The organism is Desulfosporosinus shakirovi, assembly GCF_020595055.1.
GTDB lineage: Bacteria > Bacillota > Desulfitobacteriia > Desulfitobacteriales > Desulfitobacteriaceae > Desulfosporosinus > Desulfosporosinus shakirovi.
This window is the reverse complement of sequence record NZ_JAJDOO010000030.1, coordinates 44,154-59,672: the sequence shown is the minus strand read 5'-3', so window position 1 is coordinate 59,672 and position 15,519 is coordinate 44,154. Positions and strand designations below refer to the sequence as shown.

The window sequence follows — 15,519 nt, the reverse complement described above, 5'->3', positions numbered from 1 at the left end:
TGTCCCAGAATCTTACGCGCGTAAGATTCTGGGACAAGCCGAAGAGAAGGCTCTCACCCTTGTCGGGATTGCCCAAATCTTGATTTGGATATGGGGACGGAAACCTCGCTGGCATTTCAGGCCATACCATTTTATAATGTAAAATGGTATGGCCTGAAATGGTGACTTGTTATTAAACTGGAGGAAAAGTATATGTTAGATAATCAAAAAGAGCCCCAAATAGCCAAAAGTGTCTATCTCGCTGAAGGCTGTAAAATAAGAGGCGACGTCCACATCGATGAACAATCTAGTGTGTGGTTTAACTCAGTTATTAGAGGCGACCTCGCTAAAATTAAGATTGGCAGATGTTCCAACATTCAGGATTTAGTGGTTATTCACGTGAGCCTAAATCAACCCGTGACAATTGCAGACTATGTTACGATTGGACATTCTGCTATCCTTCATGGTTGCACGATTGGTAAAGGGTCTCAGATCGGAATGGGAGCTATTATTCTTGATGGTGCCGTCATCCATGAGGAAACATCTGTTGCCGCCGGGGCCCTTGTTCCGGGAAACAAAACTTATCCTCCCCGAGTTATGCTAATGGGAGTACCCGCGCGTGTTGTGAGAGAACTTACAGCAAAAGAAATATCAACCATGCGTGAAACCGCAGAACGATACATTGGCAAAGCCCAAGAGGCTATGGATGCTGTAAATGTTAGTTTTTAATCCCAAGCTGAAAAAATACAGCCTTCACCACGTAAGTGAAGGCTATATCCATCTTATACTAGTCAGAACTGCATAGGACTTCGCACTACATTGAAGGCTTATTCGGCCTTTTAAAGCGCCCAAACAGACGAGTGAAAGAGCGTGAAAATGGACTTTCACCGTTACTCTCTTGTTCAGCTGAATATATCCCATCAATTTCATTGATATCCTCAATAATTTGTTCCATATTTATTCTGCGAAAGGGTGTTCTTACTTTATATTGAATTGTCGTCTTATTGTTTTCTTCATTTAATAAAGTCATTGAAATATTTTGTCGCACTATGCTGTGAGCCTCAAAAAGCCGATTTATTTCTTTTACTTTACAAGTTCCGTTGATAGCAACTACTTTTAAGGTCTGACTGTTTCTGAAAAAATACGTTTCTACTGAGCGTTCTAATGTAATAAAAACTAACAGCGTAACAAAGAAAGCCGAGAAATAAAATCCTGCGCCTGCCGCCAATCCGATTGCTGCAACTACCCATAGTGAAGCAGCGGTTGTTAATCCTTTAACCGAAGTTCTATCTCTTAGAATAGTACCTGCTCCCAAAAAGCCTATACCTGAAACGACTTGAGCAGCCAATCGAGCGGGGTCTTTATTGACTGAAACAAACTCATTGAAGCCATACATTGATAAAATCATAATTAGAGCAGACCCTAAGGATACCAAGATGTGGGTTCTAAATCCAGCAGGACTATCATTTTTTTCTCTTTCAAATCCCACTATTCCGCCAAAAACACACGCCAGAAAGAGTCTCAAGGCAATCTCATATTCAGTGATATACATTCTTCTATCTTCACCTCTTTCTCGGAAGAAACAGTAATTTCTAGATTAAACAAGTATACTTTAAGTTTAATATACTATACGATAAATACTATTATAATTCCTTTTATTACATCCACGGCATAATACAGTTTCTTGATAGAGCCTGATAAAAACCATCGAGTTAAGTAGCTGGTATATGCACTCTTGTTAGAGAAATGGCAACAATAAAACAGCCTTGTTAGGCTGTTTTAGAATATTTCCAAGCCGACAGGGCAATGATCCGAGCCTAAGATATCATTATAGATAACCGCGTCTTTCAACTGATCTTTTAACCCTGCAGAAACACAAAAGTAATCGATTCGCCAGCCGGCATTGTTGGTTCTGGCATTAAACATGTATGACCACCATGTATAGGCTCCTTCTTTATCAGGATAAAAGAACCTAAATGTATCTACAAAGCCATTCTTAATAACTTCAGTAAATTTGTTTCGTTCTTCGGTAGAAAAACCAGCATTCTTTCTATTAGTACTGGGGTTTTTAAGGTCCATCTCCATATGAGCGACGTTTAAATCCCCACAAAATATGACCGGCTTTAGTTTTTCCAGGTCTTTAACATAGTTTAAAAACTCTTCTTCCCACCTCATTCTATATTCCAGTCTGGCCAACCCTCTTTGAGAATTTGGTGTATATACAGTCACTACATATAATTTCTCGAATTCCAGGGTGATTACCCTGCCTTCTTTGTCATGCTCCTCTATACCTATGCCATAGACAATATTGAGTGGTTCAATCTTGGAAAAAATTGCCGTTCCTGAGTAGCCTTTCTTTTGAGCGAAATTCCAATACTGATAATACCCCTCAAGTTTAAATGGAATCTGTTCCTCCTGCACCTTTGTTTCCTGAATGCAAAATATATCGGCATTTTCTCTGGCAAAGAAATCCAAAAAACCATTTTTTACACAAGCGCGAATTCCATTGACGTTCCAGGATACTAATTTCATATATAAAACACCCCTTAATTGTTTAACATAGTTAAATTAATTCTGTGCAATATCCAATTATAGCACACCAATTAAGCAATGGACTCTTAAACTATTATCCTACACTGTCTTTCATATTCTTTACCAGCCCTTTCTGAGCTGCCTAAGCAATCACCCGAGCCCTATTCTCTAGGTGAAGCAGTTCTATAAGTTAGTTATATAACGACATTTTTCAGTAAAATCTTTAGTTCTTACTTGAAGAGGTATTGCTGATCTAAGACTTTACGGCACAAAAAAAGACCTCTTTTGCATACGAAGCAATCGAGATCTCAGATATTTGATTTATTCATGGATTCAGACAAAAACCGAATTCAATTCAATTTCAAATTCCGGTATCATAGCTACTTTTATTTTATGCTCTTCTGCATAAACTTCAGGTCTGCCATACCTTTTATTTTCCTGAAGAATGAATACGCTAACAAGTTTGTAATCCGGTTCAACAATCCAATATTCCTTAACACCAGCTTGTTCAAATTTGTTAAACTTTAAAAGTTTATCGTTCCTAGCCGTTGAAGGCGAGGAAATTTCGATAACCAAGGCTGGCACTCCAAAATAACCTGTTTTTCTAAGTTTACTCTGATCACATACTACAACAATATCCGGTTGCGAGATGATATTAGAGATTTTTTCATCATTTTCTTCATTGTCAGGAATACACAGATCAAACGGAGCAGCAAATACCCTGCAATGAACTTCCTTTAAGATTAGCGTCAAATTGTGATGTTAATTCCACAGATATTACCTGATGCTGCCATGTTGGAGCAGCTTGCATATAGGGGACACCATCAATTATCTCCCATCTTTCTTCATCCGGCCAAGTCAAGTAATCTGCATACGTGTATTTTCTTCCTTCTTGTAATAATGGCATCGAAAATACGCTCCTTTAATCGTTATCTTATTCATTTGACTACTACTGAAATAATTATACTTTATCGGGTCATATTTATCATCTCTTTATTCCCATAATTTTACCATTTTAATAATATATAATCCTACCGTATTTTTGGCAAATAAAAACAGTCCTGCTCGGACTGTTTTTATTTGCCAATAGAGTATCGTCGGATAGGTTAAATTCATATTGGACTTCAGCTTAAAAACCTAGTGTTTATGACTTAGAGCTGCGTTCTTTCTCTACCATTTCTTGAGAAACCTTATGGGCTTTTACCCGAATATCTTCTGGGTCTAGGGTGATTAATTGTCCTTCACGTACAACTATTCGACCATTGACAATTGTCGTATCCACAATACTGGTATTGCCACAGCAAACCATGGAAACCAAAGGATCATGACAACCCGCAAAAGCAACATCCTCAAGATTAATAAGCGCTAAGTCAGCTGCCTTCCCCTCTTGAAGAATGCCTGTATCGTTTCGTCCCAGTACTTCTGCTCCGCCACGAGTGGCTGCTTTAACTGTTTCGTAAGCAGAAAGTCCCGCATCGGCATACCTCAGGTGATTAAGCAAATAGGCACGACGAACTTCTTCCCACATATTTGAACCATCATTACTGGCACTGCCATCCACGGCGATCCCCAGTTTGACCCCCGCTTTAATTAATTCGCTGGTGCGACAGATGCCGCTGCCTAGCTTCATGTTTGAGGAGGGACAATGTGCCACTCCTGAGTTGGCTAATACTTTAATTTCTCGATCACTGAGATGAATAGCATGAGCAAACCAAACATCGGGACCTATCCACTCGATTTCTTCCATCAGTTCGACTGGCCGACGGCCATAGAATTCAAGACAGAATTTTTCTTCATCCATCGTTTCCGCAAGGTGGGTATGCAACATAACCCCTGTCCCTGTGGAACGAGCTAACTCTCGGGCTTGGATCATTAAATCCTTACTGACAGAAAAGGGAGAACAAGGTGCAAGGGATAGCCGAGTCATAGCAAATGGAGAGGGGTCATGATAGGTTTCAATTAAACGTTGGGAATCCTTAAGAATCTCATCTTCAGTTTGGACCACTTCATCAGGGGGCAACCCCCCTTTGCTTTTGCCGAGGGACATGGAACCCCTTGTCGGATGAAAACGAATTCCGATTTCTTGAGCTGCCTGGATTTGACTGTCAATCAAGGTGGCAGGTTGACCTTTGGGGAAGACATAATGATGATCTGCGGTCAAGGTACACCCTGTCCGTAAGAGTTCCGCAAAACCAACTTGTGAACCATAGTAGACCGCATCAGGAGTTAGATGCTTCCAAAACTCATAAAGATTTATGAGCCAAGAAAAAAGTGGCATCCCTTGAACTTCGGACAAACCGCGAAAGAGTGTTTGATATAAGTGATGATGAGTGTTGACCAGTCCGGGAATTGCTAGCTTCGAGCTGCCGTCGATCACTTCATGCGGTCCGTCATAAGTTAATTGTTTACCTACTGCTCGAATCTGATGTCCATCGATGAGGAGATCCACATTCTTGAGAATTTGATCTTGATCATTACAGGTAACAAGGGTGTGAAGATTTTTGATAAGAATTGCCAACGAAATCACGCCCTCCTTTGCTCGATTAATTATATCAATTAAGTATTCTCTTCATATAGAGGGTTGAATTATTTATCCTGGTTAGTTTCAAAACGATAAATGCTTTCTAAAACTACTTTGATTTCTTTGTCCCAGCCTTCCACGAGACGGGTATTTTCTTTTTCATAAACGACTTCTCCCGTTATGAGATTACCAGAAACAGCACATATGCAGGCTGCTTTCAGTTTGCGAACATGGGCCACAGTGTAAATTGCGGAACTTTCCATTTCAACGTTCATAACACCTAATTTGGCCAGTTTTTCAATCCATTCCTGAGTCTCACCATAGAAGGCATCATCAGAGGCACAAATCCCGACATGAAGTCCAAAATCAAGCTCACTCTTCATACTCCGAGCGGTTTGAATCATCGTATGGGTTAGCTCAAGATCCGGAACAGCCGGGAAGCAATCCGGCACGTAATAACGCGAGGTTCCTTCATTTTTCATAGAGCCTGAGGAAACCAGGAGATCTCCGATCCGAATCTCAGGTTGTAAAGCTGCGGAACTTCCAATGCGAATAAAAACCTCGGCACCTACATTAGCCAACTCTTCTACCGCGATTGAAGCGGATGGACAACCGATTCCGGTTGAAGTAACACTTACTCCAACCCCTTTATAGGTACCTGTAAAGGTCCGGTATTCTCGATTATTGGCAATGAGAACGGGATCATCCAGGTATTTGGCGACTCGATCCGCACGAGCCGGATCCCCGGGAAGGAGCACATATTTTGCCACATCTCCGGGTTTAACTCGAACGTGGTATTGTATTTTTCCTTGAGTTTGGTCTGCTTTGTTAAGTATTGTCATGTTTTGTTCCTCCATTTTAGTGCTCACTTGGAGCAAATATTTTTCCGACGTGGGCAGGTCCCCGGGCCCGCTTAGCGACAAAGGCTAATACTATTATGGTTGTCAAATATGGAATGATTTCTAAGATTTGGGCTGGAATCGCCAGACCCTGTGCATTCATCTGCCAGGCAAGAACATAACCAAAAAATACTGAGGCACCGAGTGACCCCAGAGGGGTCCAGCGACCACAGATCATGGCTGCTAAAGCAATATACCCTCGCCCCGCTGTCATGTTTTTCGTAAATACATTTAACATTCCGATGGAGAGAAAAGCTCCGGCCAGACCGACCAGGGCACACCCTACAATCACGCTAAGGTACATATATCTCCGGACCGGTATACCTAAGGATTGGGCTGCATATGGATTTTCACCCACGGACCGTAAGCGAAGTCCCATCTTTGTGCGGTAAAGAAAGAAGTGACTGAGCAGGATGAGTACCAAGCCAATGATGGTGAGATAGCTCATATTATTAAGTATCGGTCCAAGAATAGGGATTGAATCGAGATTGGATATTTGCCCTATTTTGGGTGCGGATGGAGATTGTCCTTTATTGTTAAAGAGCAATTGCAACAGGAAGACGGTTAAACTAGAGGCTAAAATATTGATGGCTACTCCGCTAACTACATGGTCCGCCTTAAATTCGATACAGATGGCCGCATGTAAAAGCCCAAGCAAAGCGCCAACTGTTAGCGCAGCTAAAACACCCATCCAGGCTGATTGTGTGTAATAGGAGGTAATGGCCGCTGCAAAGGCTCCAGACAGCATAATCCCATCCAATCCGACATTGACGACTCCAACGCGTTCATTAAACAATCCCCCCAGTGCTCCAATATATAAAGGGGTTGCAATTGCCACAGTGGCTTGGATGATGCTTATAGTAAGAAAGCTAATCATGATTTGTCCCCCTTTAGCATAGAGCGTAAACCGTCACGGAAGAAATGTTCAGCCGCAATGAAGACGATGATTAAGGCCTCTAATATTAAGCCCAGTTCACGAGGGACATTGACCTGTAACGACATGAAGGAAGCTCCATTCTCAAAAGCGCCAAAGAGGATGGCCGCCGGAATGATACCTAAGGGGTGATTCTGACCAAGCAGTGAAACCGCAATGGCCGTAAATCCATAACCCGGTGAAAAGGAATTGATAAACCGTCCATAAATCCCCAAGGAACGCTCGGCGCCCATCAGACCGGCAATCGCCCCACTCATAAGCATAGCTCTTAAGACGATGCGTGTGCTTTTAATACCGGCATAGCGTCCGGCACCGGGGTTGAGGCCCGTCACACGCAGATTATATCCCCATGGGGTATAGAAAAGAAAACCATAGATGACGATGGCTAAGACAATGGCTATGATAAAACCTGTATTGAGCTTATTGGGTGGCATAAGTGCCGGAAGAATGGCACTTGGATCAACTTTATACGTTTGAGCTACAGCACCGGGCTCATGGAAAACGCGCACAGTCAGATAAGCGGTCAGAGCATAGGCTACATAGTTTAACATGATCGTAGAAATAACTTCGTGCACCCCAGACTTCACTTTCAGCAAGGCAGGGATGATAGCCCAGACATAACCCGCCAAGGCTGCCGCAGCAAGTGCTAAGGCAATATGAAGGAAAGCCGGGATATTGTGAATACTAAAACCTACGATAGCTCCCGCAATTGCTCCTACGTACATTTGACCTTCTATTCCGATGTTAAACAACCCTGAACGTGTTGCTATTGAAAAAGCCAGGCCGCCAAAAATATAGGGCGTGGCCCGTTGGAGTGTCTCCGCCCAAGAAGAGGGATCGCCAAAGGCCCCTTGGAACATGGCAGCATAAGCTTGTAAAGGGTTTTCCCCGATTGCGAAAATAATTGCTGCCCCAATTAATAAGGCACTGAGTACGGCTAGGACGGAGGGGAAGATCTGCCAAAAAAAATGTTTTAAGCGACTTGTGTTCACTCTGATCCACCTTCCCCTTCAGGACGAACTCCGGCCATCATTAAACCGATATCTTCTTTAGAAAGGTGATCCGGCGTATTGCATCCCATAAATCGCCCCTGATAGAGTACCGCAACTCTGTCCGACAGGGATAGAACTTCCTCCAATTCATTGGAAACGAGAAGAACGGCGGTGTTCTGGCGACGGCATTCCAGGAGGACTTGATATATAAATTCGATCGCTCCGATATCCACACCCCTCGTCGGCTGAACGGCAATAATCAGTTTGGGGTTGGCATGAAGTTCGCGTCCGATGATTAGCTTCTGCTGGTTGCCCCCTGATAATGTGGTAATTGGTGCTTCCAGGGAAGGGGTCTTGATTTGGAATTCCTTAATGATTTGATTGACATAATGATCTATACGCTTATTCTGAAAAAGCAAGTTAGAAACAAACTCTTTGCCGGTATGATAACCTAATATCGCATTTTCTCGCACATTGAACTCTCGAACGAGCCCGGTTTTAAGGCGATCAGCGGATATGCAACTCACTCCCTTTTGACGGAGATATGAGGTATCTACACCATTAATGTGTTCACCAAGATAAAGTATTTCCCCTTTTTCCACTTTGCGCAAGCCTAATATTCCTTCGATCAGGGCATCCTGACCATTTCCGGCAACTCCGATGATTCCGAGGATTTCTCCTGCCCGAATGTTAAAAGATAAACCATCTGCCTTCTGATCCCCATTGACCTGCTCAGTCTGAAGGCCTTGAATCTGCAAAACAAGTTCTGCGGGTTGGGCATCCTCTTTCACCAGATCAAGGACAACGTCACGCCCTACCATTTGTCGTGCCAGAATCTTTTCATTGACTTCTGAGATGGGCCAATGACCTACCGTTCGCCCGTCACGGATAACCGTAACATCATCAGCAAGAGCCATGACCTCATTTAATTTATGGGTTATAAAAATGACAGTACATCCGTCTTTTTTGAATTCCCGTAAAATCTCAAACATCCGATCGATCTCTTGGGGGGTCAGCACAGCTGTTGGTTCATCGAGAATAATCAAGCGTGCTCCCCGATAAAGTACTTTGACAATCTCGAGTCGTTGCTGAATCCCAACGGGTACATTTTCTACTATGGCATCTAAATCTAAGTCTAATCCATATTTTTGACAGATCTCTTCCACTGTTTTTCGGCTGTTCTTATAACTAAGCAAGATTCCTTTTCCAGGTTCTGCACCAAGGATGATATTTTCTAAAACGCTTAAGGCTTCTACCAACATAAAATGCTGATGCACCATACCTATTCCATGCGAAAGCGCCTGAAGAGGGGAGGAGAATTGGACTTTCTCCCCCCATAAATGGATTTCTCCTGAATCAGGCTGGTGAAGGCCAAAGAGGCTTTTCATTAAAGTGCTTTTTCCCGCTCCATTTTCGCCGACAATGGCATGAATTGTTCCGGCGCGAACGATTAGATCAATTCCATCATTTGCTTTTACATGGCCGAAGTGTTTTTTTAAGCCATTGATAACAAGGGCTTCCTCTTTCGCCACGGCATATCACCGCCCAAAGTTTATTTCGCTGCTGTTACATCCGTAACTTTAATGCTGCCGTCAATAATTCCTTTTTTGATATCATCAAGTTTTTTGAGTTTGTCAGCGCCAATTAGGTCCTTGGTAAATTTCATTTCCGTGACACCAATACCATCGTTCGCGACACCATAAGTATTCGTCCCTGTTTTGAAATTTTTATCAACAGCCCCTTTGATTGAGTCATAAACAGCTACATCTACGCGTTTCATCATGGAAGTAAGTACTAATTTCTCGGCCATGTAATCCTGGTCCGAATTACAACCGATGGCATATTTATTGGCTTCTTTGGCTGCTTCAAAAAGTCCGGATCCTGATCCGCCGGCAGCATGGTAAATAACGTCAACCCCTTGGTTATACATGGTCAGGGCAATATTCTTGGCCTTGGCCGGGTCATTAAAGCTACTGAAGTCAGAACCAATCGGTTGAACTACGACTTGAGCCTTGGGGTTAGCATATTTTGCTCCTTGCTCGTATGCAACGGTAAATCGATTGAGAAAAGGAATATCCATAGCAGGTATTGCTCCAACCTTATTACTTTCCGTCATCATACCTGCCAAGGCTCCCACAAGAAATGAGCCCTCATGCTCGTTGAAGACGAGGGATGAGATGTTGTTGCCTTCCACCACTGCGTCAATAATTGCAAATTTAGTATCTGGGAATTCAGGAGCAACCTTTCCCAAGGGTTCCGCCATGTCAAAGCCAACAACGACGACTAGGGCATTGCCCGCTTTAGCCAGATCACGTATTAAGCCTTCTTCGGAGGCCAGATCGGGCGGTTCAACTACCTTTAGTTGTACACCAAGTTCGCTCTCAGCTTTTTTTGCCCCTTCATACGCAAGGTCATTAAAAGACTTATCTCCTAAACCGCCAACACCCGTAAGCAGGCCGACTTTGACCTGTTCAGATGCTGCAGGTTGAGTTTGATCAGCGCTTGATTTCTGGGTACCGCAAGCTGTTAGCGTAAAGAGAATAAAGACAGTTAGCACTAGTGCTAAAAATTTCCTAGTTTTTTTCACTTTGAGTCCCTCCCATATTTTTGAATTGCTTTCTTTAGTTAGTATGTAATGCCCCAAACTATCTTTTTATCATCACCCCCCTTCCATTCTTCGTGAAGTTTAGTCTATATAGGCGACGCTGCGGCATAAAGTGAAACGGCAAAATTGATCAACGTAAAATTCGGTGTTATACATTATGGGTTGACCTTCCGCCGAATATTCGACAGTATCGATTCGGAGCATAGCAGTTCCCACTTTGAGATTGAAAAGAAGAGACATCTTCTCATCGACAATACTCGGAATTAATTCAATCACATCGTGGGTAAGTCGACAGTGACAGTGCTTTTCAACAAAGGGAAAAATGGCCTGATGTAATTCTTCCTCGGCAAAATCAAGCTGTCGGAAAAGCTTGCGTGGAATTCGATCAATGCAGAAAGCAGCGGGATTTCCATCGGCTAAAAAACGTTTTTCGACCACTAAAAGTTCTTCATTTTCTTGAAGACATAATTTCTGACTTTCCTCATTCGTTGATAAGCGCCAGTTCTGCGTGACTTCGTCAACTGAGGAAATATAGCCCGCTTCCTCTATAAACTTCCCGATTTCACGAGCAAAGTCTAAGCGAGTTACCAAGTGCTCAGCGAATTGGTTAATAATTGTTCCTCTGCCTTGAAATCGAGCAATAAGTCCCTCCCTTTCTAAAACCGTCAAGGCTTCCCTGACAGTAAGCCGACTGATTCCCAACTGGACCGCCAGGTCCTCTTCGGAAGGTAAGCGAAAACTTTCTTTCTCAACCATAGACGTGATATACCCTCGCATTATTTCCAGTGTGTCGAGAACCGCCGTTGATTTTCGAACCTTTCTTACACCCTGCATCTTTCGCAACTCCTCCACCATAAAGGCCAATATGCCTGATTATTCGTTTAAAGATGTATAGTCCTCTGATGAATTGATGATTTACACATTATACTTCTATTGTGACAGGGTATATTCCTCCTTCGAATATAATAAAAGGATAATTTTCTTTCAGGATCGACATAAACCTTTACATGCTCTAACAGACATCTATGCTTAAGGGGAAAATGAACTCATTCCACTAAAGCTGAACATCGAGACTTCGGTGACGTAAGTCTACCAACGAAGTAGAATAAGGAAGGGGTCGTGACGAAACTTGAGATTTTTTCAAACTGGTGTGCGTTATACCAAAATAGAGGACTGTACACCTTTGAAGTGGTGAACAGTCCTCCAATGAATAAGGGATTACAAATAGAGTGAGGATTAATAAACAGGAAAACAAGTTTCGTTACTTTCCCTCTCGGAATAGATAAAACAGACCTACTGCTAAGTAGGTCAAACTAAGGATAGGGGTCAAGTTATTTACAAGTTTTCAAGAGACTGACTATCTTTAAGCCAAGCTCAGCCTCAAGTCGGTCTTTATGATTTGAAAAATCTATCCCGCTGATTTCTCTAATCTTCTCCAGCCTATAGAGAATTGTCTTATAGTGAATAAAGAGTTCCTTTGCCGTATGAGTTGCATTACTATTGTTTTTTAAGAACACTTCAAAGGTATTTAATAAGTTAGTTTTATTTTCTTTATCATAAAGAATCAGATTATTAATGGATTTAGGCACAAATTCTGTTAGGTCATTGTTCACGCCTAGCTGACACAACATGCGCATTATTCCAAGTTCCGAAAAACTTATAAAAGCTTCATTCATTATTCGCCCAATGTTGATCGCATTTTTTGCTTCTCGGTAACTGTCTGCAATATCCTTAATATTAACTGCTATACTGCCTACACCTGTTGAGATATGCATCTTCGGGTATTTCTTTGCAAATAATGCTGAGATTTTAAGAGAGGCCTTTTCTATATCAGCGACAACTGGTGCTTCACTTTTGCCTTGGGTCGGCCACAAAACATAAAGCGAATCACTGCTAATCCTCATGAAATGTTTCGTGTATTCATTGATAACATTGGCAACCGTTGAACCGACCTCAGTAATGAAATTTGTCCTCTGCCTTTTACCTGTTAAGTAGTCATTAATATCTAGAAATTCCATTAAAACAATACAGTATGGACCTTTAAGATCCCAGCCTATAATTGACGCGCGTTCCAAGGCAGTTTCTATCAAGATATTTCCGCTTATGAGTGAATCCAGTAAGTCATTCTTAAATCTTCTCTCTACTTCACTAATAGCGAACCTTTTTACAAGCTCCAGAGAGATCACGGTTGAGGCATTTTCTAAGATAATATACTCAATATCTGTAAGCCTTTTGTTTATTTCCACAACCACAAGGTAAGCGCTAATCTGATTTAACTGTTGAATAGGTATTACTACTTGAGTGGCTGTAATATTATTCAAATCTGGAAAAACTACTTCCTGTCTGTAATAATAGAATTTCTCATTTAAATTTTCTCTTTGAGTACTATCCTGTACTTCACCGAATGTGGTTACACTATGTTCCGTGGCAGCCATGGCTTTATATTCTTTATCATAGATGACAACAGGATTGCCGATAAGCTCTTCGAGAACCCTGGATATACCTTCTAATCCTTCTCCTGCGATGACCAATTCCGTAAAATGATCTTGCACTTGCTTGTAGTACTGAAGCTTAGATACTTCTTTATTAAACAATTCCGCCATTACCGGATACATTACATCAATAAATTTAACCTCTCTGCCCAATTCAATGATGGGAAGACCAAATTCATCTCCGGCTTGGATAATTTCCAGAGGTATTTCCTCGACGACTCTTCCGGTCTTAATAATTAAGGCACTGACTTCTCTTTGGGCCATCATCCTGATGTAGTCCTTAAAAGACATGATTTCATTCCGTACATTGTAAAGGCTGGTCAGTAGAATTTCTCCTCCGGAAAGCCAGTCCACGATATCAGGGACTTCGATAATCGTAATACCCTTGACGATATTATTGGCACGATGCTTTCCCGCCAATAACTTAGCCTCCCGTAATGGCCCTATCTCCATAATATCCCTTACTGTTATTTCCATACTGTATTGTCCTCCTGAAGTGATATCTAAAATTTTCTCACTTTGGCATATCCAAATACACTAAACTTTTTATATTAACTATATCCCAACTGGATAAAGGCTGTTCCATTCTTTTATAGTACAATAATATGTAGATAAAGTGAATCCTTCAATAAGATAAGTATTCTTAGAAATGGGGAATGTACATGAAAAGTAAAATAATAAAGGTCCAAACCCTTACCAAAGAAGCATTTGCTCCTTTTGGGCATGTGCTGATGCTTAATCCGGGGCAACCGCTAATTAAACCTGATCCCCCTCAGTTTACTGATCGAATGCCGTTTTCTGTCGATGATGGGGAAGCAGAATTCGTTTATGCTCTTTTGGAAAGGCGCGAGTTCAAATTCTCAAGTATGGAAAGACATCTGAAAGTAACTCAAGGTTTCTTCCCCCTTTATGGTGGACCTGCTATCATTACAGTAGCCCCTGCTACAGATGCGAATGACCTGGAATCATTACCCTCTGCCAATTCAGTTAAAGCCTTTCTTTTAGAAAGCTACACGGCCTTCGTTATTAACCGAGGCGTTTGGCACGGTATGATCTTTCCGTTAGAAGAAAATTTCGGCTACATCCTTGCAACACGCCAACAAACAACTGACGAGTCCCTTTCTCCTTTATATGATGGTGACGTTCAAATACGCAATTTAGAGACAACCTTTGAGATCATGTTATAATGTTTCTCTTTAACTTCTTGTCCTAAATTTCATTCTAAAATGAGGCTGCAACAAAACTTTTTCAAATTTTCTTGTTGCAACCTCATTTTTTTGTACGTTTAAATCAAAGACATCCAACTTTAACATCTGGATGCCTCTGACCATTGTATTCTATTCAGCTAATTTTAAGACTGTTTGATACAAAACCTTCGCCCCCGCTGTACAATCCTCTGGGGTACTCCATTCTGCAGGATGGTGGCTAATACCGTTTTGGGATCTAACAAATATCATCCCGATTGGACAGAGATTCACGACCTGCATAGCATCATGACCTGCACCGCTTGGCAAATGTAACTCTTTAATTCCCAATTCGCGGCAACTTTCGGCAATAGTATCAATAATTTCCGGAGAACAAGGTGCCGGAGGAACACGTTGCAAGAAATCAACCTCGAGTTTCAAACCCCTTTGAGTACAGATATCCTCTGCCTGTGACAGTATGTTTTTTTCAAGTTGTTGGGCGACTTTTATAGAAACATCACGCAGATCGACTGTAAATTCCACCCTCCCCGGGATAATATTGATCCCACCCGGGTAAGCATGAATCTGTCCAACCGTTCCAACTGCACTCTTGGTCGCACGGGTTTCCTTTTCTACTACGCCGATAATTTGGGCCGCGGCCGTCAGTGCATCGAATCTTAAATTCATAGGGGTGGCACCCGCATGATCCGCCTTGCCCGTCACTGTTACCATCAACCTCAAAGAACTTGCAATACCTGTAACAACACCGACCTGCAAATTTTCGCATTCAAGTACTTTGCCTTGCTCCACATGAAGTTCGAGATAGGCCTTTATTTCATCCGGTCTGCGGGAAGCTTTAAAAAACTCTTCTGGGTTCATTCCACAGCTTTTCATGGCCTCCGCTAGAGAAATCCCCTCGTTATCTCTATACTCTAAGTTTTCCGATTTCAAAGTGCCTGACATCCCTCTGCTGCCCAGCAAACTGAAATTAAAGCGACAACCCTCTTCATCCCTGAAGGCATATACTTCTATGGGATGTTTAGTGCCGATCCTGTTCTCCTTCATGCTCTGTAATACTTCTATTCCTGCGAGTACCCCTAAACTTCCATCAAAGATTCCACCATTAAAAACAGAGTCTAAGTGGGATCCTATAAGCACTGCAGGAGCATTGGGGTCCTCCCCTTCTTTTCGGCCTATCAGGTTTCCGACTTCATCCTCATGAACAGCTAAGCCAGCTTCTTTCATCAACGCTTCTACCCTCTTAATGGCTTGACGATCTTCCTTGGTAAAAGCCAACCTTGTAATACCCCCATCAGGGTTCTTTCCAATATCCCCTAGGTCAACTATATTTTTCCACAATCTATCCGCATTAATCATGTGT

Annotated in this window: 15 protein-coding genes; 2 read left to right on the top strand and 13 right to left on the bottom strand. The window is 42.1% G+C overall.

Annotated elements, in window-relative coordinates; all coding sequences use genetic code 11:
- Positions 1 to 192 precede the first annotated feature (192 nt).
- Entirely contained in the window at positions 193 to 708 is a 516-nt protein-coding gene (locus LJE72_RS20070; RefSeq protein WP_229249770.1) for a gamma carbonic anhydrase family protein, read from the top strand.
- An 85-nt stretch (positions 709 to 793) separates the two neighbouring features.
- Here the strand turns inward: LJE72_RS20070 and LJE72_RS20065 are convergent, their stop codons facing one another.
- The 12 genes from LJE72_RS20065 to LJE72_RS20015 all read right to left on the bottom strand — a co-directional run bounded on the left by LJE72_RS20065 (position 794) and on the right by LJE72_RS20015 (position 13,431).
- Entirely contained in the window at positions 794 to 1,531 is a 738-nt protein-coding gene (locus tag LJE72_RS20065) for an MgtC/SapB family protein (protein ID WP_229249769.1), read from the bottom strand.
- 227 nt (positions 1,532 to 1,758) lie between these two features.
- Positions 1,759 to 2,511 carry an exodeoxyribonuclease III gene (locus LJE72_RS20060; protein WP_229249768.1) on the bottom strand — a complete coding sequence of 251 codons (753 nt, stop codon included), beginning with the start codon at positions 2,509 to 2,511 and terminating at the stop codon, positions 1,759 to 1,761.
- Between the two features lie 333 nt (positions 2,512 to 2,844).
- On the bottom strand, positions 2,845 to 3,264 hold the full coding sequence (locus tag LJE72_RS20055; RefSeq protein WP_312038950.1) for a Uma2 family endonuclease: 420 nt from the start codon (positions 3,262 to 3,264) through the stop codon (positions 2,845 to 2,847).
- Entirely contained in the window at positions 3,212 to 3,418 is a 207-nt protein-coding gene (locus LJE72_RS26590) for a Uma2 family endonuclease (protein ID WP_312038949.1), read from the bottom strand. The genes LJE72_RS20055 and LJE72_RS26590 overlap by 53 nt, the downstream gene beginning before the upstream one ends.
- A 237-nt stretch (positions 3,419 to 3,655) precedes the next feature.
- Complete coding sequence (locus LJE72_RS20050) at positions 3,656 to 5,035, bottom strand: 8-oxoguanine deaminase (RefSeq protein ID WP_229249771.1); 1,380 nt, start codon at positions 5,033 to 5,035, stop codon at positions 3,656 to 3,658.
- A gap of 62 nt (positions 5,036 to 5,097) precedes the next feature.
- On the bottom strand, positions 5,098 to 5,874 hold the full coding sequence (locus LJE72_RS20045) for a nucleoside phosphorylase (RefSeq protein ID WP_229249767.1): 777 nt from the start codon (positions 5,872 to 5,874) through the stop codon (positions 5,098 to 5,100).
- A 16-nt stretch (positions 5,875 to 5,890) separates the two neighbouring features.
- Positions 5,891 to 6,808, bottom strand: a complete 918-nt coding sequence (locus tag LJE72_RS20040; RefSeq protein WP_229249766.1) for an ABC transporter permease — start codon at positions 6,806 to 6,808, stop codon at positions 5,891 to 5,893.
- Positions 6,805 to 7,857 (bottom strand): ABC transporter permease, encoded by a 1,053-nt coding sequence (locus tag LJE72_RS20035; RefSeq protein ID WP_229249765.1) that lies wholly within the window; start codon positions 7,855 to 7,857, stop codon positions 6,805 to 6,807. The genes LJE72_RS20040 and LJE72_RS20035 overlap by 4 nt, the downstream gene beginning before the upstream one ends.
- Complete coding sequence (locus LJE72_RS26585; protein WP_229249764.1) at positions 7,854 to 9,389, bottom strand: ABC transporter ATP-binding protein; 1,536 nt, start codon at positions 9,387 to 9,389, stop codon at positions 7,854 to 7,856. The genes LJE72_RS20035 and LJE72_RS26585 overlap by 4 nt, the downstream gene beginning before the upstream one ends.
- A 20-nt stretch (positions 9,390 to 9,409) precedes the next feature.
- Positions 9,410 to 10,444 carry a BMP family ABC transporter substrate-binding protein gene (locus LJE72_RS20025; protein ID WP_229249763.1) on the bottom strand — a complete coding sequence of 345 codons (1,035 nt, stop codon included), beginning with the start codon at positions 10,442 to 10,444 and terminating at the stop codon, positions 9,410 to 9,412.
- Positions 10,445 to 10,543: 99 nt separating this feature from the next.
- Positions 10,544 to 11,296, bottom strand: coding sequence for a GntR family transcriptional regulator (locus LJE72_RS20020; protein ID WP_229249762.1), 753 nt, complete (start codon positions 11,294 to 11,296; stop codon positions 10,544 to 10,546).
- A gap of 497 nt (positions 11,297 to 11,793) precedes the next feature.
- The gene (locus LJE72_RS20015; RefSeq protein WP_229249761.1) at positions 11,794 to 13,431 is read right to left on the bottom strand and encodes a PucR family transcriptional regulator; all 1,638 of its coding nucleotides are present in this window, start codon (positions 13,429 to 13,431) and stop codon (positions 11,794 to 11,796) included.
- A gap of 185 nt (positions 13,432 to 13,616) precedes the next feature.
- Here LJE72_RS20015 and LJE72_RS20010 point away from each other — a divergent pair, with 185 nt between their 5' ends.
- Complete coding sequence (locus LJE72_RS20010) at positions 13,617 to 14,141, top strand: ureidoglycolate lyase (RefSeq protein WP_229249760.1); 525 nt, start codon at positions 13,617 to 13,619, stop codon at positions 14,139 to 14,141.
- A 150-nt stretch (positions 14,142 to 14,291) separates the two neighbouring features.
- Here LJE72_RS20010 and LJE72_RS20005 read toward each other — a convergent pair whose 3' ends face one another.
- Complete coding sequence (locus tag LJE72_RS20005) at positions 14,292 to 15,515, bottom strand: Zn-dependent hydrolase (protein WP_229249759.1); 1,224 nt, start codon at positions 15,513 to 15,515, stop codon at positions 14,292 to 14,294.
- Between the last annotated feature and the right edge of the window lie 4 nt (positions 15,516 to 15,519).

What these genes read in the sequence shown, in the direction of transcription:
- LJE72_RS20005 (WP_229249759.1), bottom strand. Translation starts at nt 15,515, where the DNA reads ATGATTAATGCGGATAGATTGTGGAAAAATATAGTTGACCTAGGGGAT.
- LJE72_RS20040 (WP_229249766.1), bottom strand. Translation starts at nt 6,808, where the DNA reads ATGATTAGCTTTCTTACTATAAGCATCATCCAAGCCACTGTGGCAATT.
- LJE72_RS20060 (WP_229249768.1), bottom strand. Translation starts at nt 2,511, where the DNA reads ATGAAATTAGTATCCTGGAACGTCAATGGAATTCGCGCTTGTGTAAAA.
- LJE72_RS26590 (WP_312038949.1), bottom strand. Translation starts at nt 3,418, where the DNA reads ATGCCATTATTACAAGAAGGAAGAAAATACACGTATGCAGATTACTTG.
- LJE72_RS20020 (WP_229249762.1), bottom strand. Translation starts at nt 11,296, where the DNA reads ATGCAGGGTGTAAGAAAGGTTCGAAAATCAACGGCGGTTCTCGACACA.
- LJE72_RS20070 (WP_229249770.1), top strand. Translation starts at nt 193, where the DNA reads ATGTTAGATAATCAAAAAGAGCCCCAAATAGCCAAAAGTGTCTATCTC.
- LJE72_RS20045 (WP_229249767.1), bottom strand. Translation starts at nt 5,874, where the DNA reads ATGACAATACTTAACAAAGCAGACCAAACTCAAGGAAAAATACAATAC.
- LJE72_RS20065 (WP_229249769.1), bottom strand. Translation starts at nt 1,531, where the DNA reads ATGTATATCACTGAATATGAGATTGCCTTGAGACTCTTTCTGGCGTGT.
- LJE72_RS20015 (WP_229249761.1), bottom strand. Translation starts at nt 13,431, where the DNA reads ATGGAAATAACAGTAAGGGATATTATGGAGATAGGGCCATTACGGGAG.
- LJE72_RS20010 (WP_229249760.1), top strand. Translation starts at nt 13,617, where the DNA reads ATGAAAAGTAAAATAATAAAGGTCCAAACCCTTACCAAAGAAGCATTT.